General features: G+C 41.4%; 17 protein-coding genes. 13 read left to right on the top strand and 4 right to left on the bottom strand.

Annotation, left to right across the window (positions count from 1 at the left end; all coding sequences use genetic code 11):
* The first annotated feature begins 163 nt into the window (after positions 1–163).
* From G587_RS22805 to G587_RS0113460, 5 genes are all read left to right on the top strand, one after another.
* Complete coding sequence (locus G587_RS22805) at positions 164–2,488, top strand: DUF3160 domain-containing protein (RefSeq protein ID WP_051201040.1); 2,325 nt, start codon at positions 164–166, stop codon at positions 2,486–2,488.
* A 14-nt stretch (positions 2,489–2,502) separates the two neighbouring features.
* Positions 2,503–3,948 carry a CapA family protein gene (locus G587_RS24575; RefSeq protein ID WP_196812577.1) on the top strand — a complete coding sequence of 482 codons (1,446 nt, stop codon included), beginning with the start codon at positions 2,503–2,505 and terminating at the stop codon, positions 3,946–3,948.
* A 113-nt stretch (positions 3,949–4,061) separates the two neighbouring features.
* Complete coding sequence (locus tag G587_RS0113470; protein WP_026492687.1) at positions 4,062–5,171, top strand: NHL domain-containing protein; 1,110 nt, start codon at positions 4,062–4,064, stop codon at positions 5,169–5,171.
* 65 nt (positions 5,172–5,236) lie between these two features.
* Positions 5,237–7,729, top strand: a complete 2,493-nt coding sequence (locus tag G587_RS0113465) for a clostripain-related cysteine peptidase (protein ID WP_026492686.1) — start codon at positions 5,237–5,239, stop codon at positions 7,727–7,729.
* A 6-nt stretch (positions 7,730–7,735) separates the two neighbouring features.
* Positions 7,736–8,695 (top strand): 3'-5' exonuclease, encoded by a 960-nt coding sequence (locus G587_RS0113460; protein ID WP_026492685.1) that lies wholly within the window; start codon positions 7,736–7,738, stop codon positions 8,693–8,695.
* A gap of 27 nt (positions 8,696–8,722) precedes the next feature.
* Here G587_RS0113460 and G587_RS22795 read toward each other — a convergent pair whose 3' ends face one another.
* Positions 8,723–10,147: a D-alanyl-D-alanine carboxypeptidase family protein gene (locus G587_RS22795; RefSeq protein ID WP_051201038.1), complete on the bottom strand. Its 1,425-nt coding sequence runs from the start codon at positions 10,145–10,147 to the stop codon at positions 8,723–8,725.
* A gap of 154 nt (positions 10,148–10,301) precedes the next feature.
* On the opposite strand from G587_RS22795, the gene trmB reads away from it, so the two are divergent.
* The 3 genes from trmB (at position 10,302) to G587_RS0113440 (ending at position 12,335) form a co-directional block, all read left to right on the top strand.
* Complete coding sequence (gene trmB, locus G587_RS0113450; RefSeq protein WP_026492684.1) at positions 10,302–10,940, top strand: tRNA (guanosine(46)-N7)-methyltransferase TrmB; 639 nt, start codon at positions 10,302–10,304, stop codon at positions 10,938–10,940.
* Between the two features lie 56 nt (positions 10,941–10,996).
* A complete protein-coding gene (gene trxA, locus G587_RS0113445) occupies positions 10,997–11,320 on the top strand; it encodes a thioredoxin (protein ID WP_022763000.1) in 324 nt (107 codons plus the stop codon).
* Positions 11,321–11,414: 94 nt separating this feature from the next.
* The gene (locus G587_RS0113440; RefSeq protein WP_207637474.1) at positions 11,415–12,335 is read left to right on the top strand and encodes an SH3 domain-containing protein; all 921 of its coding nucleotides are present in this window, start codon (positions 11,415–11,417) and stop codon (positions 12,333–12,335) included.
* On the opposite strand, the gene G587_RS0113435 is transcribed toward G587_RS0113440, so the two are convergent.
* Positions 12,326–12,778, bottom strand: a complete 453-nt coding sequence (locus G587_RS0113435; protein WP_155829551.1) for a hypothetical protein — start codon at positions 12,776–12,778, stop codon at positions 12,326–12,328. The two genes, G587_RS0113440 and G587_RS0113435, sit on opposite strands and share 10 nt — an antisense overlap.
* A 31-nt stretch (positions 12,779–12,809) precedes the next feature.
* On the opposite strand from G587_RS0113435, the gene murI reads away from it, so the two are divergent.
* The 3 genes from murI to nrdG all read left to right on the top strand — a co-directional run bounded on the left by murI (position 12,810) and on the right by nrdG (position 16,522).
* Positions 12,810–13,643: a glutamate racemase gene (gene murI, locus G587_RS0113430; RefSeq protein WP_026492681.1), complete on the top strand. Its 834-nt coding sequence runs from the start codon at positions 12,810–12,812 to the stop codon at positions 13,641–13,643.
* A gap of 130 nt (positions 13,644–13,773) precedes the next feature.
* A complete protein-coding gene (nrdD, locus tag G587_RS0113425; protein ID WP_026492680.1) occupies positions 13,774–15,990 on the top strand; it encodes an anaerobic ribonucleoside-triphosphate reductase in 2,217 nt (738 codons plus the stop codon).
* 1 nt (position 15,991) lies between these two features.
* Complete coding sequence (gene nrdG / locus G587_RS0113420; RefSeq protein ID WP_026492679.1) at positions 15,992–16,522, top strand: anaerobic ribonucleoside-triphosphate reductase activating protein; 531 nt, start codon at positions 15,992–15,994, stop codon at positions 16,520–16,522.
* Positions 16,523–16,569: 47 nt separating this feature from the next.
* Here nrdG and G587_RS0113415 read toward each other — a convergent pair whose 3' ends face one another.
* Positions 16,570–17,334: a TatD family hydrolase gene (locus G587_RS0113415; RefSeq protein ID WP_026492678.1), complete on the bottom strand. Its 765-nt coding sequence runs from the start codon at positions 17,332–17,334 to the stop codon at positions 16,570–16,572.
* Positions 17,335–17,351: 17 nt separating this feature from the next.
* A complete protein-coding gene (rsmA, locus tag G587_RS0113410; protein WP_026492677.1) occupies positions 17,352–18,221 on the bottom strand; it encodes a 16S rRNA (adenine(1518)-N(6)/adenine(1519)-N(6))-dimethyltransferase RsmA in 870 nt (289 codons plus the stop codon).
* Between the two features lie 204 nt (positions 18,222–18,425).
* On the opposite strand from rsmA, the gene G587_RS0113405 reads away from it, so the two are divergent.
* Both G587_RS0113405 and glgB read left to right on the top strand, forming a co-directional pair.
* Positions 18,426–21,575 carry a tetratricopeptide repeat protein gene (locus tag G587_RS0113405; protein WP_026492676.1) on the top strand — a complete coding sequence of 1,050 codons (3,150 nt, stop codon included), beginning with the start codon at positions 18,426–18,428 and terminating at the stop codon, positions 21,573–21,575.
* Between the two features lie 57 nt (positions 21,576–21,632).
* The gene (gene glgB, locus G587_RS22790; RefSeq protein WP_081679454.1) at positions 21,633–23,666 is read left to right on the top strand and encodes a 1,4-alpha-glucan branching protein GlgB; all 2,034 of its coding nucleotides are present in this window, start codon (positions 21,633–21,635) and stop codon (positions 23,664–23,666) included.
* The last annotated feature ends 168 nt before the right edge of the window (positions 23,667–23,834 follow it).

Raw genomic sequence — 23,834 nt, 5'->3', positions numbered from 1 at the left:
TCTCATAATGAGGCTTCTTTTTTTTTATTGGAATGGGAGAAATCTCATTCCTTTATAAATTTTATATAAACAAGGCAAAGAGATTATAAATTTATGATATACTTTTTATGGTTATCACAAAAACGGAATTTCATTTTAGACAATTATGAAAGAGGGAAACTTTATGAAAAAGAAGATTATTTCAATGATTCTTACTTTATCAATAGTTGTGTCCGGTTGTGCTGCAGGTAACAATTCTAATAATAATGAAGCACCTGCAAAAGAGGAAACTACTAACAATAATGATACGGTAGAAGAAAAAAAGGAAGAGACAAAAGAAGAGGTAAAGGAAACAGAAGAAAAAGAACAGGAAGCAGAACAGACTGAAGAAACAGAAGTAGCAGAGGAGGAAAATGCATCTGAAACTACTGCGACCGGTGAAACAAAAAGACTTTCACTTCTTGGCGATGAGATAGAAAACTACTATGATGAAAATCTTGTGCCAAGTATACCTGATTATCAGGTAGAGCCTGATCTTTCCAATATTGTTTATGATAAAAAATTTGAATATCTTTTCGACCCGAAGGAAGAAAGTGAATACAATCATGTAGAGGATTTCAGAAAAGGTCTTGCTGAGAATATGTTTGTAGTAAGAGAATCAGGGCATGACGAATTCTTTGATGTATATGAGGGAAACCGTTATAACTATTTTCCTAATTTTGTTACGGTTGATTCTCTGATGCACACCTATCATCTCTACTTTGCTTATCTTATGAAAAAGACAGAAACTAATTACATTACAGATAGGCTTCAGAGCTTAAGTGCGCAGATGCTCGAGGCATCAGCAAAGCAGTATGAGGAATTAAAGGGAACAGATTTTGAAAATGCTGCTCTTAGAAATTTAAAGTTCTTTTATCTTGGTTCACTCCTTCAGGACGATTCAGTTGAAGCACCTATCAGTAATAGTGAACTTACTGATGATGTAAAAACAGAATACGACAGGATCATGAAGGCTGAGGGAATAGAAGAATCCCTGATATCGGGAGTTAAGGAAGATTATTCACAGTACAAGCCAAGGGGATATTATGAGGGTGATGAAAAGCTTGAAAAATATTTCCGAGCTATGATGATGTATGGAAGAATGGCCTTCGAAGTAGATAATGATGATACCCTTAAAAGCTCAATGCTGATCACAATGGGAATTGCTGAGAATCCGGATGACTGGATGAGCATTTATGAAATAACAAGCTTCTTTGCAGGTGCATCAGATGATCCTGGATATGCAGAGTTCTCAGATATATTGCAGAAGAGCTATGGAAAAATTCCGGAGGCTTCAGATCTGACATCTGATAGTGGCGCTTTTGATAAGGTAAAAAATGAAATAAAGAATCTTGCACCTCCGAAGATAAATTCTATTCCTGTTTATGAGGATGAGGAATCAGTTATTTCATCCTTCAGATTTATGGGACAGAGATTCACCATAGATGCAGCAATTATGCAGCGCCTGGTATATCAGTCAGTAAAAGAAAATGATGAAGGTGAATTAAGATACCTTCCTGATACACTTGATACGGCTGCAACTCTTGGTTCTGAAACAGCCCTTAAGATACTTGAAGATAAGGGTGACACAAAGTTCAAGAACTATACAGACAATCTTACAACAATGCAAACTATCTATGACGGAAATGACTCTGCATTATGGAATGCAAGTTTGTACTCGGGATGGCTTAATACATTAAGACCTCTTTTCGAGAAAAAGGGTGATGGTTATCCGTCCTACATGAAGTCAGATGAATGGGAAAAGAAGGATCTTGAAACCTTCGCAGGCTCTTACGCTGAATTAAAGCATGACACTATACTTTATGCTAAGCAGGTTATGGCAGAAATGGGAGGCCCCGGCGACGAGGAGATTCCTGATGACAGAGGATATGTAGATCCAGAGCCTGTTGTTTACAGCAGATTCGTATTCTTATCTAACAAGACTAAGGAAGGTCTTGATAATTTCAAGATGCTTGATGCAGATGATAAGAAGAATCTTGAGCTTCTCTCAGAACTGGCAATGAGACTTATTGAGATTTCTGAAAAGGAATTAAAGAATGAGTCACTTACTGATGATGACTATGAGTTTATAAGATCCTACGGCGGAAGTCTTGAGCACTTCTGGCTTGAAGTAAATAAGGATAGTGAAGATAGCATAGTTTACAGTTATCAGGCACCCTGCCCGGTAGTAGCTGACATTGCGACAGATCCTAACGGTTCTGTTCTTGAGGTTGGTTCAGGAAAAGCAGATATAATCTATGTAGTATTCCCTATCGATGGTGAGCTCCATGTAGGAAGTGGAAGTGCATACAGCTTCTATCAGTTCACCGTTCCGATCAATGAGAGAATGACAGACTCCGAATGGAGAGAGAGACTTTCAGGCGGACATCTCGATGACGACTGGAACTGGGTTGAGTCAGAGGATGTACCTGATAAGCCTGAATGGACAACAAGCTATCGTATAAAGTGATAATGAAAAATAATATGCCAAAAATAACAACATCAAAATGGCTGCTGCTTCTTATAGCGGCAGCCATTTATATAACAACAAATTTAACTACAGTAAAAGCGGCCGCGTCTGAAAATGAAGAGATACCTGGGTGGGTTTCCTTTCAGGAAAAAGAGCTAAAGACCAGCGACAAAAAGGTCTTCGAGCTTTCAGATAAGCATGTGATATATAAGGACGGTAAAGGTAAGACACTCTGGGAGAGCAAAGAAGATTATCTTGTTCAGGATGAATTTATCACAGATATCGACAGAAACGGCGACGAAGAGCTGATCCTTCTTTTGTGGAAAAAGGGAAGATACGGAAAGGATAAACCCTTCTGGGTAAAGGGTGATGAGGATAGTTTTTCTCAGCACATTGGAATTTACGACATAGGAAGTGAAGGCAAGGTGTCCGCAAAGTGGTTTGCCTCCGACATAGGAAGACAGGTCACAAGAATGAAGCTCATGGAGAAGGACAATGCCATACTTCTTACTGAGGATATAGATGAAAACTGTGCCCTTTGGATGTGGGAATCTTTTGGACTTAAGAATATAAATAATGAAGTTAAATTCATCGCCTTTGGGGATAACATTATCCACGAAGAGATTTACCAATACGCGGCAAGAAAAGAAAAGGGAAGCTATGACTTTTTATATAAACCCTTTAAAAAAGAAATAGAGGAAGCAGACATCGCAGCAATTGCCGCGGAGACAATTCTTGTGGATAAAAATAGTGCTGTATCTGGGTACCCAAGCTTTGGGTCACCTCTTGCTGTAGGAGAAGCTATTAAAAATGCTGGCTTTGACATAGCAGTGTGTGCTAATAACCATGCCCTTGATAAAGGTATTTATGGAATAGATGTAACGACAGATTTTTATAAAGAAAACAAGATTACCTGCGTGGGAATCCAGAACAGCTCTGATAAAGAATATAAGCCCTATGAGATTATAAGCAGGAACGGTATAAGATTTGCACTTTTTTCATATACCTATGGAACAAACGACATAGATGTGACCGATAAATATCCCTTTGCAGTTCACTACCTTCCAAGGACAGATGCCGAAAAGAAAAAGGTAATAGGTGACATTGATAAAGCCGGAAAAGAAGCAGATTTTATAGTGGTATTCGTGCATTGGGGTGATGAATACAGTAAGGACATAAGCAAAGAACAAAAGGAGATGGCTGAGCTATTTTCAAAGACGGAGGCAGATGTGATAATTGGAACTCATCCACATGTAGTGCAAAAGACGGAGCTCATAGATAAAGAGGATGGAGGAAAGCTATTAGTCTATTATTCTCTCGGGAATTTCAGGGCAGATCAGGGAAAAGATAAGGCTACAAAAACAGGTGAAGAGGCCATTTTCTATGTTGCTCACACCTATGATGGTGTTCGTCTAAAAAAGTGGGAAACAAAGGAATTAAATTCTTATTGGAAAGAATAAACCCTGCAGAAATGCGCATTTTCAGCTATAATATAAGTTAAGATTATATGAAAATTAAGCTGGGACAGATATTCATTTAGCATAGGTATGATTTAAACGAACAGGGGGATGCTATGAATAAGAAAAAGAAAAACGGCTTGAAATGGGTTTTGCTTGTAATTGTACTGATAATTACAGCCTTTACCGTAACTATGGTTGCCTGCGGTCTTTTTAAGGAAAAGGGTTCTGAGAAGGCTGCGGAGGAACAGGGGGAAACGGCAGAGGAAGAGCTTTATGACACAGGTTCTCTTTCAGATACAGGACTTGGAGGAATAGGAGATGTCAGCATAGACACTGATGAAGCTACTATAGATTTTGACCTATCTGACCTTCCTGATACGATGGAGCCCTGCGGAATTTGCAGCTATGACGGCTGCCTTTATATAACGGATTCTTTTTCTAAATGTGTGTGGAAGGCATCTGCTGACGGAATAGATATTTTGGCAGGAGCGGACAGCTCAAGGGATATCTATGATAAACCCCAGGGTGGTTATAATGATGCGTCATTGACAGAAGCACTTTTCAAATTGCCCTGGACTGTGACACCTTTCCTTGGTGGAATCGCGGTATCTGATACAGAAAATAATGTGATACGACTTATAAACGATGACAGGGTTGATACCATTAATTCTGCAAACGGAACTGATGAGTATAACTATCCAACCGGAATTACCTCCGACGGAACAGGACATCTTTTTGTTTCCGATACTCATTCAGATTCAGTAAAAATAGTTTCAGAGGATGGAACAGTTTCCACCTTTATTGATGGACTGGACAGCCCCATGGGACTTAGCTTTAATTCAGGCTATTTATATATAGCAGAAACAGGAAAAAACAGAATTATAAAAGTAAATGCCACTGATGTCAGCTCTAAAAAGAGTAGCAGTGATATTGAGCTTGTGGCAGGAAACGGAGAAGAGGGCTTTAAGGACGGAGCAACACCTGAAGCATCCTTTTCATCACCAAAGGGAATAGCTGTTGCTGGAGATGGAACAGTTTTTGTTGCTGATACTGTTAACAGCGCGGTTCGTTTAATTAAGGGCGGACAGGTAAGTACCCTTAACATTGTGGATGAGAGAATTCCAGATGCAGAGCTGGTGTCACCTATTGGGATATGCATACAGGGAAGAAGATTATATATCTGCGATAATTTCGGAAAGAAAATCTATACAGCAGATTTATAAAAATATTTTTGGTATGTAAATCTTTTCATAAGAAATGACCGGTATGGAAAGAGGAAGGGGAGAAAATGGCAGATAAGCCGGTAAGAAGAAAAAAGAACATCGAGGACGGAGGCGTTGGAGTCCATAAGAGAGGTGAAGGTCTGGGCGGAGGTCCCGTCGGATCAAGTGATGGCTACGCAGGAAGAAAGGGAGGAAGTACTACCGGAGGCGGAGGTCCCCAGAGAAGCGGCGGAAAAAGTCCTCTTTCACTTATAGTAATTTTGGCTATACTTCTTCTTGGAGGTGGCGGCGGAATCGGAAGCCTTATGGGAGGCTTTTCAGGAGATGACACTACCTATACTCAGGAGAGTCATCAGACTACAACCACCCAGAATACTACCAATACTACGACAACAACAGGTACAGGCAGTCAGTCAGGAAGCGGACAGAGCCAGACGGGCACATCTCAGATGGGATCACTTCTCGGAACTCTTCTTGGAGGAGGAACGGGATACTATGGTCAGACCAGCAGTGCCTGGAGCGAGTCACCTAACACAGGTGTCCTTAACAGAGAGGTTGCAGAGGGCTCAAGAGAAAGAAGAACTAATATAATCGGCGATGGCTCTGATAAAACCACAATCATGATCTATATGTGTGGTACAGACCTTGAGTCAAGAAGCCAGATGGCCACCAGAGATCTTCAGGAGATGATGGCCGCTGATATTAGTGATAATATCAACATCATTGTTTACACAGGTGGCTGTAAGCAGTGGCAGAACAATGTTATTTCAAGTAAGACAAATCAGATTTATCAGGTAAAGAAGGGTGGTCTTGCTCTTTTAAAGGATAACCTTGGAGAGACTGCCATGACAAAGCCTGAAAATCTTACAGGCTTTATAAAGTGGACAGCAGAGAATTTTCCTGCAAACAGATATGACCTTATTTTCTGGGATCATGGCGGCGGATCTGTAAGCGGCTATGGTTATGATGAGAAATTTGCAAGGGAAGGATCAATGGATCTTTCAGAAATCAACAAGGCACTTAAGGATAGTGGAATAACCTATGATTTTATAGGCTTTGATGCCTGCCTCATGGCTACTGTAGAGACAGCCCTTGTTGCTTCAAACTACGCTGACTACATGATAGCTTCAGAGGAGACAGAGCCCGGAGTTGGCTGGTACTATACAGACTGGCTTAACGCTTATTCCAAGAATCCTTCAATGGAAACTATAGACCTGGCGAAGCTGATAATTGACACATACACAGATGTGTGTGCCACAACCTGCAGAGGTCAAAAGACAACACTTTCACTTATAGACCTTGCTGAGATTCAGAACACAGTTCCTTCAGAGCTCAAGGAATTTGCAAAGGATACCTCTGATAAGATTTCAGATAAGGATTATCAGGTAGTTGCAAATGCAAGATCAGAAGCAAGAGAGTTTGCTTCATCATCGAAAATCGATCAGGTTGATCTTATCCATCTTGCTTCCAATATGGGAACAGAGGATGGAAAAGAGCTTGCGGACGCTCTTAAGGGCTGCGTAAAGTACAACAGAACAAGTCAGAATATGACAAATGCCTATGGCCTTTCCATATACTTCCCTTATAAGAAGACCTCCAAGGTTGACAGTATGGTAAGCACCTATGAAGCTATAGGAATGGATGATAGCTATGCCGACTGTATTCAGAAGTTTGCGTCAATGGAGGTTGCAGGTCAGGTAGCTTCAGGCGGAACCATGTCACCTATGGGAAGTCTGTTTGGAGACATGAGCAGCCAGGGTCAGTCCGTATCCAGTCAGGATGTACTGGTTCAGCTTCTCGGAAGCATGATGAGCAGCGGAGTAACAGGAATCTCCGGACTTGATGCATCCAATTCTTCCTTCTTTGGAAAAGGAATTGATGCGGAAACAATGGCAAGCTATGTAACTGAGCACAGCTTTGACAATAACCAGTTTGTATGGACAACTAACTCCAAGGGTGAAGATGTTATTCAGATGTCAGAGGAGCAGTGGAGTCTTGTTCAGAATCTTGATGTAAATATTTTCTATGATGATGATACAGGATACGTTGACCTCGGACTTGATAACTCCTATGATATCGACGATGACGGCAATCCTGTTGCACCTTCAGACAGGACATGGATATCAATAAATAAGCAGCCTGTTGAGTACATTCGCATAGATACTCAGGGAGATGAGGACAGCTATGCAATAATGGGAAGAGTTCCCTGCTTCATCAACGATGTAAGAGCTAACCTTATCCTTATATTTGATTCAGAAAATGAAGACGGATATGTGGCAGGTGTTTGCTACGATTATGCCACGGGTGAGACAGAGACCATTGCGAAAAATCTCACAGAACTGCAAACTGGTGATAGAATAGATTTTGTTTGCGATTTCTATGACTATGATGAGAACTTTCAGGATAAGTATCACCTTGGTGAGACTTTGACTGTGGAGGGAAGCATGGCAGATCTTCACATTTCCAACACAACAGTTGGTGATGGCAAGGTACGTGTGACCTTCAAGATTACAGATATTTATGGGCAGGAGCATTGGACACCTGCCAAGGAGTATTAAGCCTTAATGGGAAATTATATTGTATTTGATCTGGAATGGAATCAGGGAAAAACAGTAAAGGAGAGAAATGGAAAATCTCTTCCTTTCGAGATAATAGAAATCGGTGCAGTGCGTCTTGATGAGAATAGAAACAGGACCGGAGAATTCAGCCGCCTTGTCCGTCCTCAGGTTTATAAAAAGATGCACAAGATCACAGAGGACCTGATTCACATTTCAATGGAAGATCTTCAGAGCGGTGATGATTTTGTAACAGTCATCACTGACTTCCTCGAATGGTGCGGAGAGGAACCGACCTTCTGCACCTGGGGACCCCTTGATCTTACAGAACTTCAGAGGAACATGGACTTTTTTGACCTGCCTCTTCTTTCAGACAGACCACTTCCGTTCTATGATGTGCAAAAGCTTTTCAGCATCCAGTACGAGGATGGAAAGATGAGAAGATCCTTAGAGCATGCGACAGAGAGTCTCGGTATGAAAAAGGATTCAGCTTTTCACAGAGCCTTAGCGGATGCGGACTACACTGCTCAGATTTTTTGTGAGCTTAGCCGCAAGGTATTTTACAACTACTCCTTTGACAACTATGTCACACCAAAGACTAAGGATCAGGAAGTTCATATTGTTTTTGAACACTATGCAAAGTATATCTCAAGAGAGTTTAAGTCAAAGGAAGAGCTTTTATCTGACCCGGAGGTAATGGGAACAAAATGCTATCTTTGTAATAAGCCGATAAAGAGAAAGGTCAAATGGTTTTCAAATAACGGGAAGCATTTTTACAGTGTATCTCTTTGCAAAGAGCATGGCTTTATGAAGGCAAAGGTCAGATTAAAGAAGGCGGAAAGCCAGAAATATTATGCTGTAAAAACTTTGAAATTCATCACCGATAAGGAGATGGAGGAGATGAAGGCTAAATCGGAAAAAAAGAGCTATAACAGGTTGGGAGACCATAAGAAAAAGCGGACTGATTAATTTCAGCCCGCTCTTTTTATAGACATTTTAAAGTCTTGGTCCGTTTCGTTTTCTTGCTTCTCGTTTTCTTCTGTTAAGTCTCTTTCTGTCTTCGCGGCTTACACCGGTACTGTATGCTCCGATAAGAGAGGATACATATATCAGGAAGACAAGTGATCCACCTGCAATTGAGATAAGAATTATTATGAATTTGATATTTATATATATCATGCTGGCAGCAGCTTCCGGATTCACATCAGAGGAAAGAGCTGCATTCTGAGAAATAATAATATGCCCTGAACCAACAGGAACACCGTTAAAGCTGTAATTGATAGTGGCTATATGTCCTGTACTTTCTGCGTCCTCATCGTAGGATACTGTGGATACTGCATCTGACAGAGAAGAGGTCACAGGAAGTATTACATAATCTGATTTTGCAAATTCCAAAAAGGAGCTCTGTGTGGTGAAGAAGTCCTTATCGGATGAGAAAAAGGAATTGTCCTTGGGGATATATCCATTTTCTTCACTTTTAACATTAACTGTCTTGAAGTTATTAAAGCCGTAATCAAAAAGTGTAACTGTATCAGTAAACTGTGCCGGGGATTCCTCCATAAATACAACACAGACAAGCTTCATTCCGTTTTTTTCGGCGCAGGTTACAAGTGTTTCTCTGGCAAGATCGGTGTAACCTGTTTTTCCTCCGATTATTCCTTCGTAGGAAACCTCGCCTGTTATAAGCTTATGCTTGTTATTAAGATAAAAATCATCAGGCTGACCGGCACTTGGTTCAAAGTGATATCTTGGAGTATTACCAACTCTGCAAAGAAGTTCATTTGAGAAAAACTGAGCAGATATCAGAGCCAGGTCATAGGCACTTGTGTAGTGGTTTGGATCCTGAAGACCGTTCGCATTGGCAAAGTGAGTATTGGTGCAGCCAAGGGATTTTGCCTTTTCATTCATGAGATCAATAAAGCCATCAATGGAACCGCTCACATGTTCAGCGACAGCGTTGGAAACCTCGTTGGCACTTCCGACCATTATTCCGTAAAGACATTCCTCAAGTGACAGGTATTCACCTGCATCTATACCAATTTTGGAACCATCGGCGGGTACTGAGTGAATAGCATCGTATGTAAAATCGACCCTGTCATCGAGACTTGCATTTTCTACAGCAAGGAGGCAGGTCATTATCTTCGTGGTACTTGCAGGATATAACTCCTCATGTATATTTTTCTCATAGAGAATTGTTCCCGTATTAACATCCATCAGGATAGCGGCTTCCGCACCGATCTGAGGTCCTTCTGGCCATCCCGGAATCTCATTACTTTGTATAGGAAGCTCTTTTCTTGAGGCTGCAGCACTTTCTAAATCAGTCTCAGCATGGCTTACAAATGTGTTCGTAAGAAAAATAGCAATAAATGAGAATATTAATGCACCTCTATTCAGTTTTTCCACAAAATATCTGCGATTCATTAAAAACTCCTTATAGCAACATTCTGCTAATCTATGATACACTAAAAGAGGACAAAACCAAAGATAAAGCTGCAAAAAACTTTTCAATAAGTGGCTATTGGCGTATTCTCTATTTATGGTACAATTAATTTATATTTGAAAGGTGATTTTTTATATGCGGCTTAGAAATGTAGCCGGATCCAGAGAGAGGATTGCTGAAAGTCCCTTTACCATCGATAACCCGGAAGAGAACAAGGGTAAATGGAAAGAGGTTTTCGGGAATGACAATCCTATCAGAATAGAGGTTGGAACCGGAAAAGGAAGATTTATTATGGATATGGCCAAGGCCAATCCGGACATCAACTACGTTGGAATTGAGAAATACTCAAGTGTTCTTTTAAGAGCAGTACAGAAGCAGACAGAGCGGGAGCTTACAAATGTAAGATTTATCCGAATGGAAGCTGAGATCATTACAGAGGTCTTTGAGGAGAATGAAGTAGACAGGATTTACCTTAACTTTTCAGATCCCTGGCCCAAGGACAGACATGCTCAGAGAAGACTTACATCAAGTACTTTTCTTAGAAGATATGATCAGATATTAAAAAAAGACGGACAGTTGGAATTTAAAACAGATAACAGAGGCCTTTTTGATTTTTCACTTATGGAGCTGAATACTGCAGGCTGGCATGCAGAGGCAGTTACATATGATCTTCATAATGATTCATCCATGAATGAAGGTAACATAATGACAGAATATGAGGAGAAGTTTTCCGCAAAAGGAAATCCGATCTTCAAATATATTATCAAGCGGTAGGGTTGTTACATTATTTTATGCAAAGCGATAGTACTTATCGCGGAAAGAGGTGGACGATGGCTGAGTACACATTTACAACAGACAACTTTGAGGAAGAAGTTCTCAACAGTAAGCTTCCGGTTCTTATTGACTTTATGGCTGACTGGTGCGGACCTTGCAAGATGATGGCTCCTATGATTGACGAGTTTGCCAAGGAGTATGACGGAGAGCTTAAGGTTGGCAAGATAAACGTGGATGAGCAGCCTGAGATTGCTCAGAAATACGGAGTTATGTCCATTCCTATGTTTGCTTTTATTAAGGATGGCGAGCTTGTAGATCAGGCAGTTGGCGCACAGAGCAAGGCTAAGTTGCAGAGCATGATCGACAAGGTTGTTTCTTGAATGTAATTAAATTAAATTATGTGATAATATAGAGTTCGGGTAGACAACCAGGTCTGCCCGAGCTGTTTTTAATTTACTGGAAATTATTTTTTGTATGGGGGAGATGTTGACCAAGGGATTTCCCGGAGGAGAAGTCATGTCGGACAATATCAGGAATTTTAACGACTACAGAAAAAAGATAATAAATGACGAACAGGCAACAGAGGAAATAGATATTGAGATTCAGGATCCGCTGGATTTTTTAAGTGCAGAGGAGAGAGAAGAATACTACAGAACCCAGCATGAAGCCATGGACAGGGAAAGAGAAAACCTCAGCGAGGATTCGGATGAGTTTTATCTGGATGAGGATTTTGAGGTAGAGTACGAAGAACCTGTGAGAGAACCTGAAAGACCCAGAGCTGAAAGCAGTAAGAGAGAATCTGCAAGAGAAAGATCTGAAAGCAGAGACAGAGAACCTGATCCTTCTAAAAAGGAGAGACGACCTGAACCCAAGAAGGAAAAAAAGCGTCCTGAGCCTCCTAAGAAAGAGAAAAGAAGGCCTGAACCCAAAAAAGAAAAGCAGGAATTTATTAGGAAAAAGCACCGTAAGGAAGTAGAAAGAAGAGATACTGAAGACGATTACGATGATGAAGAGAATGAATTTCTTCCTCTTTTAATAGTAAGGATTTCTTCTATTATTACTGGTATCGTAATACTGGTACTGATTGGAATGATCTTAAAGAATAAGGTATATGATAAATACTTTGTACCAGATCCTGACGAAGAGACCACCACTGAAACGGTTGTGGGAGAGCTTGCCGGCTATACCAAGACCGGTGATAAGATCGTAACTACTGCAGACCTTAATCTTAGAAATACACCCAGCACTGCAAGTGATGACTTTATTGTAGTTCAGGTACCGCAGGGCACCGTCCTTGACAGAGTTGCTGTCAGCGATGACGGTGAATGGGCACAGATTCAGTACGAGGGTCAGCTTTTATTCTGTGTTATGAAATACGCTCAGGTTCAGGAATAAAAGTTGTGGATCCAGGAGCAGAATCCATCAAGAGCATCTGAAATGTCATCCTTTTGCATGCACAAGGAATTGATTTTATCAAAGATCTCGTCAGATGTGATTTTGTTATCCAGGGCAGATGAGAGTTTATCTGCATTGGTTTTTTCGAGGGCATTTACATCCATATGAATAAGAATATCCTCATAGAGTTGTTCAACGCTTGTGAACAGATGGGGATATTTTTTGCGGATGTAGGAAAACTCATCGAGATAGCTTTCTCTTCTCTGAAGAAGGAAAAGAATATAAACCGGCTCGAAGATTTCACGAGGCTCTATTTCTTCCATATAAGAACCGTCCTCGTAGTCAAGACCGGATGCGTAGTATTCACATACCTCCTGTACAAGGGAGCTTACGTGTGAGTCGTCATATAATTTTTGTAATTCGAGTATAAATGATTCTTTCATAATTAATAATGATACAACAACGAGGAACGATATGCGAATAGGAATTTTTGATTCCGGTATAGGCGGACTATCAGTTTTACATGAGGCTTACCACAGATTTCCCGATGAGGAATATATTTTTTATGCAGATACCAGGCACGTACCCTATGGAACCAAGTCTGAGGATGAGATAAAGGGATATGTGGATGGCATAGTGCGCTTTCTTATAGAAAAGAAGGTGGATGCTATCGTAATAGCCTGCAATACTGCCACCAGTGTAGGCGCTTCCATGGTAAGACAAAAATACGATCTTCCCATACTTGGTATGGAGCCCGCAGTTAAGCCTGCAGTGGAGGAGTCTCCCGAGGATGAAAGAAGAATCCTTGTTATGGCAACTCCCGTTACCTTAAGAGAGAAAAAGCTTGAGATGCTTCTTAACAGAGTGGATATAGGACACAAGGCTGATCTTCTTGAGATGCCGGGACTCGTAACCTTTGCTGAAAAAGAAGAATTTGAAGGTGATGAGGTGAGGGAATATATAAGGCAGCGCTTTAAGACTCTTGATGCTTCAGACACAAAATATAGTGGTCTTGTTCTTGGCTGCACTCATTTTAATTATTTTAAGCCTTTATATAAGGAAATTCTCGGTGACAACATACATCTTATAGATGGAAATCACGGAACAATCAATCATCTTGGGGATGTTATGGGGTTAAAAGCTAAAAACACTCCGGATAGTGAGATTATTTTTAATGAACCACAAGATATAGTGGTTAGATTCAATACGACATACTACGAGTCAGGAGACGAAATAACGGATACCGTAAGGCTCTCAAAATACCTCAGAATGCTGAGCAGGCTTGAGTTTGTGAGAAATTTCAGCTAACGATAAATTGTTACTTGATTTATACAATATAATGTATTATAGTTTATATATAGCCACAAGATATAGTTTCGGGTGGCTATTATTTTTCTACAAATTTAAATTTATTCATATATTTCCAGGGGGTTAACCAGTGAAGATTATAAAGAGAAGCGGAAAAGAAGTTACTTTTGATGGCTCAAAAATTTTGGCAGCTATCGAGAAAGCAAATAAGGAAGTGACTCCGGATCAGAGCTTGTCTGACGATCAAATTAAGAATATCGGCGCGCAGGTAGAGGAGAAGTGCGGAAAGCTTACCAGAGCTGCCAGCGTAGAAGAAATCCAGGATATGGTTGAGGATGGCCTCATGCAGTCCGGGAAGTTCGAGGTTGCCCGTAAGTATATAACCTATCGTTATCGTCATGCTCTTGTTCGTAAGTCTAATACTACAGATGAGCAGATCATGTCACTTATCGAGTGCAGTAACGAGGAGGTTAAGCAGGAGAACTCCAACAAGAATCCCACTGTAAACAGTGTACAGAGAGATTACATGGCTGGAGAGGTTAGCCGCGATATCACTCGCAGATTCCTTCTGCCCGAGGATGTTGTTAAGGCTCACAAGGATGGAATCATCCATTTCCATGATTCTGACTACTTTGCTCAGCATATGCACAACTGCTGTCTTGTAAACCTTGAGGATATGCTTCAGAACGGAACAGTTATTTCAGAGACCATGATCGAGCGTCCCAAGAGCTTTTCAACTGCCTGCAATATTGCTACACAGGCTATTGCACAGATAGCAAGCTCACAGTACGGCGGACAGAGTATCACTCTTTCACACCTTGTTCCTTTTGTAGATGTCAGCAGACAGAAGTTCAGAAGAGAAGTGCGCCAGGAGTTCATCGATGCACACATGGAAGCAACAGATGAGCAGATAAAAGAGATTGCTGAGATGCGTGTCCGCAAGGAAATCGAGCGCGGTGTTCAGGTTATCCAGTACCAGGTTATCACATTAATGACAACCAATGGACAGGCACCTTTCATCACAGTATTTATGTATCTTGACGAGGTTCCTGAAGGACAGCTCAGAGATGACCTTGCACTTGTTATCGAGGAGATGCTCAAGCAGAGAATCACAGGTGTTAAGAATGAGAAGGGAGTTTATATTACTCCTGCATTCCCTAAGCTTATTTATGTTCTTGATGAGGACAATATCAAGGAGGGTACACGTTACTGGTACCTCACTCAGCTTGCTGCAAAGTGCACTGCTAAGAGAATGGTTCCGGATTACATCTCTGCAAAGAAGATGAAGGAATACAAGGGCGGCGACGTTTATCCCTGCATGGGATGCAGAAGCTTCCTTACAGTAGACAGTGAAGATACTAATGAGGGACTTTGCAACAAGGGCAATATTTCCAAGGCTCAGAACTACAACGAGGGTGAGCACAAGTATTACGGACGTTTTAACCAGGGTGTTGTTACTATAAATCTCGTTGATGCAGCCTGCTCTTCAGGCGGTGACGAGGAGAAATTCTGGGAGATCATGGAAGAGCGCACAGAGCTTTGCAAAAAGGCATTAATGTGCAGACATAACCGTCTTCTTGGAACTCCTTCAGATGTAGCACCTATTCTTTGGCAGAACGGTGCCCTTGCAAGACTTAAGAAGGGAGAGACAATTGATAAGCTCCTTTATGGCAACTATTCAACAATCTCTCTTGGATACGCAGGTCTTTGTGAATGTACTAAATTCATGAAGGGCGTTACACATACAGATCCCGCTGGAAAGGATTTTGCACTCAGAGTTATGCAGTTCATGAATGACAAGTGTGCAAAGTGGAGAAAGGAAACAAACATCTCCTTCAGTCTGTATGGAACACCACTTGAGTCTACTACTTACAAATTTGCCAGAGCACTTCAGAAGCGCTTTGGAATGATTCCTGGAGTAACAGACAGGAACTATATTACAAATAGTTATCACGTTCATGTAACTGAGAAGATCGATGCCTTCACAAAGCTCAAGTTTGAGTCTGAGTTCCAGGCACTTTCTCCGGGAGGAGCTATCAGCTATGTAGAGGTTCCTAACATGAACAACAACATTGAGGCCGTTCTTTCTGTAATGCAGTATATTTATGAGAATATAATGTACGCCGAGCTCAATACAAAGAGTGATTATTGCCAGTGCTGTGGCTATAATGGCGAGATACAGATCGAGAATGACATCGATGGTAAGCTGATCTGGAAGTGCCCTAACTGCGGTAACACTGATCAGTCCAGGATGAACGTGGCAAGACGTACCTGTGGATACATTGGAACCCAGTACTGGAACCAGGGTAGAACACAGGAGATAAAAGAAAGAGTATTGCACCTTTAATATGAATTACGCTGAGATAAAAACTACAGACATTGCAAATGGAGTAGGAATCAGGACATCTCTTTTTGTATCGGGATGTACTCACCACTGCAAGGGCTGCTTTAACGAGGAAACATGGGATTTTAATTTCGGAAAGCCCTTCACGAAGGAAGTGGAGGACGAGATAATTGAATCCTTGCGTCCTGATTTTGTAAAGGGTCTTACAATCCTTGGTGGTGAGCCCATGGAAGTAGTTAATCAGAAGGCTCTTCGCCCTTTTATTGAGAGGGTAAAAAATGAGCTTCCTGATAAAAATATCTGGATTTATTCCGGATATGTGTGGGAAGAGCTTAACGACAAAAACAATAAGCGCTGCCACAGTGAGGACACGGAAGCAATTTTATCCATGATTGATACTCTTGTGGACGGAGAATTTGTTATCGACCTTAAAAATATCTCACTAAAATTCAGAGGTTCATCGAACCAGAGAATCATAAAGGTTCAGGATACATTAAAAGAAGGAAAGATTGTTCTTTCTGAATTGAATAACTGATTATGAAAATAGCTGCCGGAAATATTTCCGACAGCTATTTATTATTATTATAGGTTATAAAGCTTTCTTGCGTTTTCTTCAGTTATGGCAATTACTTCCTCGGCTGTAATGCCTTTAATTTCTGCAATCTTTGCCGCAATAAGAGGAAGATTTAATGAGGAATTGCGCTTTCCTCTATAGGGCTCCGGAGAAAGATAGGGAGAGTCAGTTTCAAGTACGATCTGTTCGATGGGAGCATATTCTACAACCTCTCTTAATTTTCTTCCGTTTTTGAAGGTAATTACTCCTCCAACTCCAATATAGAAACCCATGTTCAGATATTCTCTTGCAACTTCAACAGAATATGAAAAGCAGTGGATATCTCCTCCGATTTCTTCTGTCTTAAGGGCCTTCATGATGTCCATAGTATCCTTTGCAGCATCACGGGAATGAACAATGATAGGAAGCTTTACTCTTCGTGCCATTTCAATCTGGGCTTCGAACCATTTTTTCTGAATGTCCTTTGAGGGCTCATCATAGTGATAATCAAGACCGATTTCACCAACGGCTACGACCTTTTCATTAGAGCACATATCCTCTAGCCATCTTAGCTCATCGTCATCCATTTCAGCGCAGTCACTTGGATGAACACCAATAGTTGTGTATATAAAGGGATATTTCTTGGTAAGCTCCAAGGACATCTCAACGGTCCTTTTACTTGCAGTGGCATTTACAATAGTACCGATGCCATTTTCCTGCATTGATGAGAGGAGTTCTGCCCTGTCTTCATCAAAGGCCTCATCATCAAAATGTGCGTGTGTTTCGAAAATCATTAATTACTCCTGAGGTTTTATTTATTTAGTTCATCATATAAAAGATTGGAAATATCGGCAAATTCCTGAAGGCTAAGCTTTTCTCCTCTTATAGAAGGATTAATAGAAAGCTTTTCAAGAGCAGAGACTACCTGCTCTCTTGATATACCAAGATTTCCGTTTGTAACACCGTTAGCCAGAGTTTTTCTTCTCTGTGAAAAGGCAGCCCTTATAACGGAAAACAGGAACTTTGAGTCCTTGGTTTCAACCGGTGGATTCTTGTGGCACTTTAAGTGGATAACAGCTGAATCAACACCCGGCTGCGGGATAAAGCAGCTTGGAGGAACAATCTGAACCATAGAGGGCTCAGTATAATACTGTATTGCAAGGGAAAGAGCACCATAGTCCTTTGATCCCGGTTTTTCAGCCATTCTGTCAGCGACTTCTTTCTGAACCATAACGGTTATACTCTCAATCGGAAGCTCACTTTCAAGTAGTCTCATTAGTATGGGGGTTGTGATGTAATAGGGAAGATTTGCGACAACCTTAATAGGCTTTCCGCCATTTTCTTCCTGAACGATCTTTTCAATATCAACCTTTAAGATATCCTCATTAATGACCTTTATATTATCATAATCAGATAATGTGTCAGCAAGAATGGGGATTAGCATTCTGTCTATCTCAACAGCGATAACCTTACCGGCGCTCTCTGCGATGTACTGGGTCATAGTTCCGATTCCGGGGCCAATTTCCAGTACTGTATCTTCCTTTGTAACTCCGGCGGCTTCCACGGTTCTGCTAAGAACAGAATCATCTATAAGAAAGTTCTGGCCGAATTTTTTTTGAATACTTAGGTTATATTTTTCAATTACTGCTTTTGTGCCCGAAGCACATCCAAGAGTTGGCATATATTTTCTCTCCAATAACATTTATAAAAGCTATATTTGTACATACATTTTAATATATTTCTACGTGCTTCAAAATAGTTTGATACAAATTCGTGAAAAACCGCGAAAATATGCGGATTTTTAATGACACAATTTTGACATAAATAGGTTGCTATGCTAAAATTTCACTATATATAGTATGAAAAAGTTTTAGAGGACAATATTTTGGATAAAACAGAATATAAAATTCGAGCGGAAGAAATCAAATCGCTGATAAGAGCACAGCGTTTTGCAGATGCAGTAAAGATTGCCGACACAATTGACTGGAAAAGGGTTAAGAGTGTCGGTATGCTGTGTGCCATCAGTGATCTGTATAAGGTAAATAGAAGGCTGGAGGAGAGCCGAGACATTCTGCTTCTCGCATACGACAGAAGTCCTACGAGAAGGGAAATTGTATACTCTCTTTGCGAGCTGGCAATTGCCATGGGTGAATTTGTCCAGGCAGTTGAATATTATAAGGAATTTGTGCGACTTGCTCCAAGAAATACAGCAAGGTACATCCTTCAGTACAAACTCTATGAGGCTCAGGAGGTTAGTCTTGAGGAGCGCATTGCGGTACTTGAGGAATATAAGAAGCATGATTATAACGAAAAGTGGGCTTATGAGCTGGCTTATCTTTATCACAGAGTCGGTCTTACAACCGAGTGTATTGAGGAATGTGATGAGCTTTTCCTCTACATGCGTGAGGGCCGCTATGTAATAAAGGCATTGGAATTAAAGGCTTTGCATGAGCCTCTTTCTGCTGAGCAGAAGGCAGTTTATGCGAAGTACAAGGCAGAGATAAGCGGCAATCTGTATGCTCCCGAGGTTCAGGATTCTGTTCCCGGAAAAGATGTTGTTGACGGGAAAAAGGCTCCCACAAGAGAACTTCCTGAATTAACAGAAGAACAGATTAATGGACAGCCCTACTATCAGAATAATGCAGTAAATGAGCCTGTTTATCAGGCACCGGTATATGAAGCGCCGGTTTATGAACAGCCCATAGCACAGGCACCTGTTCAGGAGGCTCCCATGCAGGAGATTCCTCTTAGGCAGGAAGCTTATGAAGCACCACAGGCAGTTCAGGAGCCCTATCAGGAGGAGATACCTGAACCCTACACTGTTCCTACAGTAAATGTGGATACCTATAACACAGTAGATCTTCAGAAGGAGATTGCTGAAAATCTTAAAGAGGTACTTATCTCAAATCCCGAAGCAGCACTTTTTGCAGATGCTCACGGACCTCAGGTTATCAAGGAGGGTGACGAGACAGAGAGCCTTGATACAGGAGATATGTTCGACACCACAGGTGATATAACAGGTCCCTCTATGTCTGAGCTTTTCTATGAGGATAAGAAAGAGGACGTTGCAGAAAAAGAGCCTGTCAATGTTCCGATAGAAGAGAAAGAGCCGGAGCAGGAGTCTTTGGAAGTACCTACTCCAGAGGATGATGATAATTTCACTGTTACAAAGATATGGAGCGCTGATGAAGTAAAGAAGGCAAGTGAGCCGGCAGTTCCTGCAGAAAATAAAAAGGCACCTATTTCAGAGGAGCTTAAGGACAAGGAGATTGCAGCGAATATTGCAGCAGCCACAATGAATGACCACACCATGTATAAGGGTGTAGTTTTCATGGACGAGCCCCTGCAGGATGAGGTTCCCGGTGCTGTTATCAGACCTAACGTAAGATATCAGATCAACAGTAACAGCCATTTTGATAAGATGCTCTCTCAGGAAACTGACGGACAGATCAGCATTGCAATTGATGATGCAAAGCAGGTTGAGCGCCAGATAACCGGTCAGATCAGTATCAATGAATTCATGAGCGACTGGGAGAATTATAAAAAGCAGCAGCAGGAAAAACAGTACAAGAATGTTAAGAAGCTTATGGCTTCAGAGACAGGCGAGCTGTTTAAGGACTTTGACGAGAACCTAAAGGATGCGCTTTTAGGTGAAGCCGGAGTTTCAGGTATAAAAGAAGAAGTAGCAAAAGAGCCTGTGATCCAGGAAGAAGAAATCATTACTGAACCTGTTCAGGAGACAGCAAAGACAAGTGATACTCTGGCAGTAGAGGAGACATCACAGGAGATAACACCTGTTGATGATCTTCAGAATACCCAGTCAATAGTACTTATAACTGGTGAGGACCTCGAAGAAGCTACTAATACTGAGAAGGCACCTGAAGAAGATAACGGTGAAGAGAAGGTTGCTGCAGAGGTAGACCTTGGAGAGACTACAGAGATTAAGTCAGAAGAGGTTGAAGAGGCTATAGCGAAGGCTTCCGGAATGAAGGAGCTTAAGGTAGAAGAGGCTCCGAAGGAAGAAGTACAGGAAGAATTGCCTGAGGAGGAATTACCGCAGGAGGAAGAATCTGAGGAGGTACCTTCTGAAGAAATATCTGAAGAAGAAATTCCTGAAGATGAGATTCCTGAGGAAGCTCCCGAAGAAAAAGCAGAGGATATAGAAGAAGAGAAGACAGAAGAGCCTGCAAAGCCTGTTAAGGAAGAAAAGGTTTCCAGAAAACAGGAGTCTGAAGATGCAGACGATTCCGATGACGATACAGAGGATGCAGGACTTGAGCAGAGAGTCCGCGTAATGACTCCTGAGGAGAAGGGTCTCTTTGGACCTTACATCCATTACAAGAAGTCCAGAAAGCAGATAATAAGAGCCATTGATAATCTCAGTATGGCTGCTTATACCAATAATGCCATTGTTACAGGAGAAGAAGGCGCCGGAACAGTGAACCTTGCAAAGGGTCTTATCAAGGCCGTGCAGTCCACAGATTCCAATTTCTCCGGAAAAGTGGCAATGATCACAGCTATGAAGCTCAACAAGAGCTCCGTAAGTTCAATCCTTGATAAGATCGTAAATGGTGCGCTGATCATCAGACGTGCAGCTGACCTTAAGGAGGATACGGTTAAGACTCTTCTTAAACAGCTTCAGAGTGAGAACAAGGGCTATATAGTTGTAATCGAGGATACCAAGGACGACATCGACAGACTCCTTGATAAATATCCGGATCTCAATAAGTGCTTCAATGTACGTGTTGATATAGAGGCACTTGATGATGATTCTCTTGTTGCGTATGCTGAGCAATATGCACTTGAAAAAGAACATATCATAGATAATTTGGGAATTCTTGCGCTTCATCAGAAGATTTCTGAGCGTCAGACACTTGACCATGAGGTTACGGTAGCTGAGGTTAAAGAGATGGTTGATGATGCGATCTACTACGCAGATAAGCATTCAATCGGACATTACTTCGATGTGCTTTTGAGAAAGCGTTATGATAAAGAAGATATGATTATTTTAAGGGAGAAGGACTTCCTTCATTAAGCACCTGTTGTGCTATAATGAAAACACTTCAAAAATTTTCTAAAAAGGGGATATTATATGGGTCAGACAGTTTTTATTTCAGACGCAGATGAGTACCTGTTTGGGCAGGGAACTCATTACGATATTTATAAGAAATTAGGGGCACATGTCTCTGAGGAAAATGGCGTTAAGGGGATGTTTTTTGCTGTCTGGGCGCCAAATGCCGCAGCGGTTCATGTGATCGGGTCATTTAACGGATGGGATGAGGACATGTATCCGATGGAAAGAATCGGAAACATGGGAATATATCAGCTTTTCATTCCGGGAGTAGGTACAGGTGAGCTGTACAAATATCTGATACATACACAGGACGGCAGAAAGCTTTATAAGGCAGATCCTTATGCAAACTATGCTGAGCTCAGACCCGGTAATGCTTCAAGAACCACAGATCTTTCCAAATTCAAATGGAGTGACAGCAAGTGGTACGAAGGCAAAAAGGGCAAGGATTTAAATAAGCAGCCCATGGCTATCTATGAATGCCATATCGGTTCATGGATGAAGCATCCTGATGGGACTGAGGATGGCTTCTACAGCTACAGACAGTTTGCAGACAGAGTAGTTGAATATTTAAGGGAAATGAAGTATACGCATGTCGAGCTCATCGGTATTGCGGAGCATCCATTCGATGGTTCCTGGGGATATCAGGTAACAGGCTATTACGCACCGACATCTCGTTACGGTGAGCCTACAGACTTTATGTACCTGGTTAATCTTCTTCACAAGAATAACATCGGAGTAATACTTGACTGGGTTCCTGCACACTTTTGTCCTGATGAATTCGGACTTGGATGCTTTGACGGTACATGCATCTATGAGGATCCGGACCCGAGAAAGGGAGAGCACCCTGACTGGGGAACAAAGATATTTAACCTTGCTAAAAACGAAGTTAAAAACTTCCTGATCGCCAACGCACTGTTCTGGATCAAGGAGTTCCATATCGATGGACTCAGAGTTGATGCCGTTGCATCAATGCTTTATCTTGATTACGGAAAAAGAGACGGACAGTGGGTTCCCAACAAGGACGGCGGAAATAAAAACTATGAAGCCATCGAATTTTTCAAGCATCTTAACAGCGTGGTCAGAGGAACATACCCTGATGTTATGATGATTGCTGAGGAATCAACAGCATGGCCTAAGATCACAGCTCCTGTAGAGGACGACGGACTGAACTTCAGCTTTAAATGGAACATGGGATGGATGCATGACTTTTGTGAATACATGAAGCTCGATCCCTATTTCAGAAAAGGCGCTCATTACATGATGACCTTTGCAATGAGCTACAACAATGCTGAGAATTATATTCTTCCTTTATCTCATGACGAGGTAGTGCACCTTAAGTGCTCCATGGTTGAGAAGATGCCCGGATACAAGGTTGATAAGTATGCTAACTTGAGAGCCGGCTATACCTTCATGTTTGGACATAGTGGCAAGAAGCTTCTTTTCATGGGACAGGACTTCGGTCAGGAGAGAGAATGGAGTGAAAAGAGAGAGCTTGACTGGTTCCTTCTTCAGGAGGATCTAAACAGAGGTCTTAAGGACTATGTTCGTGACCTTCTCGAGATATATAGAAAATATCCTGCCCTTTACGAAGTGGACAATGACTGGGGCGGATTTGAATGGATAAATGCAGATGATGCAGATCACAGCATTTACAGCTTCTACAGAAGAGCATCCAATGGAAGAGATAATATCTTATTTGTAATTAACTTTACTCCTATGGAGGTTCAGAACTACAAGGTAGGAGTTCCTTTTGCAGGAAACTACAAGCATATACTTGACAGTGCCGATAAAAAATATGCAGGCTGCGGAACAGGTATTCCGGAGAGCATAAAGGCAGAGCCCGGACTTTGCGATTACAAGAATTACAGTATTACAATGACGATCCCGCCTTATGGAGCAGAGGTATTTGTATTCCAGGATCCGGATGCAAAGCCTGAGGAAACTGTAGAAGATAAAAAGGCTGATACAGCTAAGGCAGAAACAAATAAGACAGCTACTAAGAAGACAGCAGCCAAGACTACTAAGAAGACTACTTCAAAAAAGACAAAATAAGGCAGCATAAAGATTTTTAAAAATCATTCCGAAATAATAGGTGATAAACATTGAATATGTTTGTCACCTTTATTTTTTTGTTGCACAAGACCGGCAAGCGAATGGATGCTTGCATACAAATTCATTTGCCGGTTGTAAGAACATGGAGCACGAAGTGCGGAATGTTCG

It is taken from the genome of Butyrivibrio sp. XPD2002 (genome assembly GCF_000423945.1).
In the GTDB taxonomy this organism is placed as follows: domain Bacteria; phylum Bacillota; class Clostridia; order Lachnospirales; family Lachnospiraceae; genus Butyrivibrio.
The sequence above is the reverse complement of the archived record's forward strand: the minus strand, read 5'-3'. Positions and strand labels throughout refer to the sequence as shown.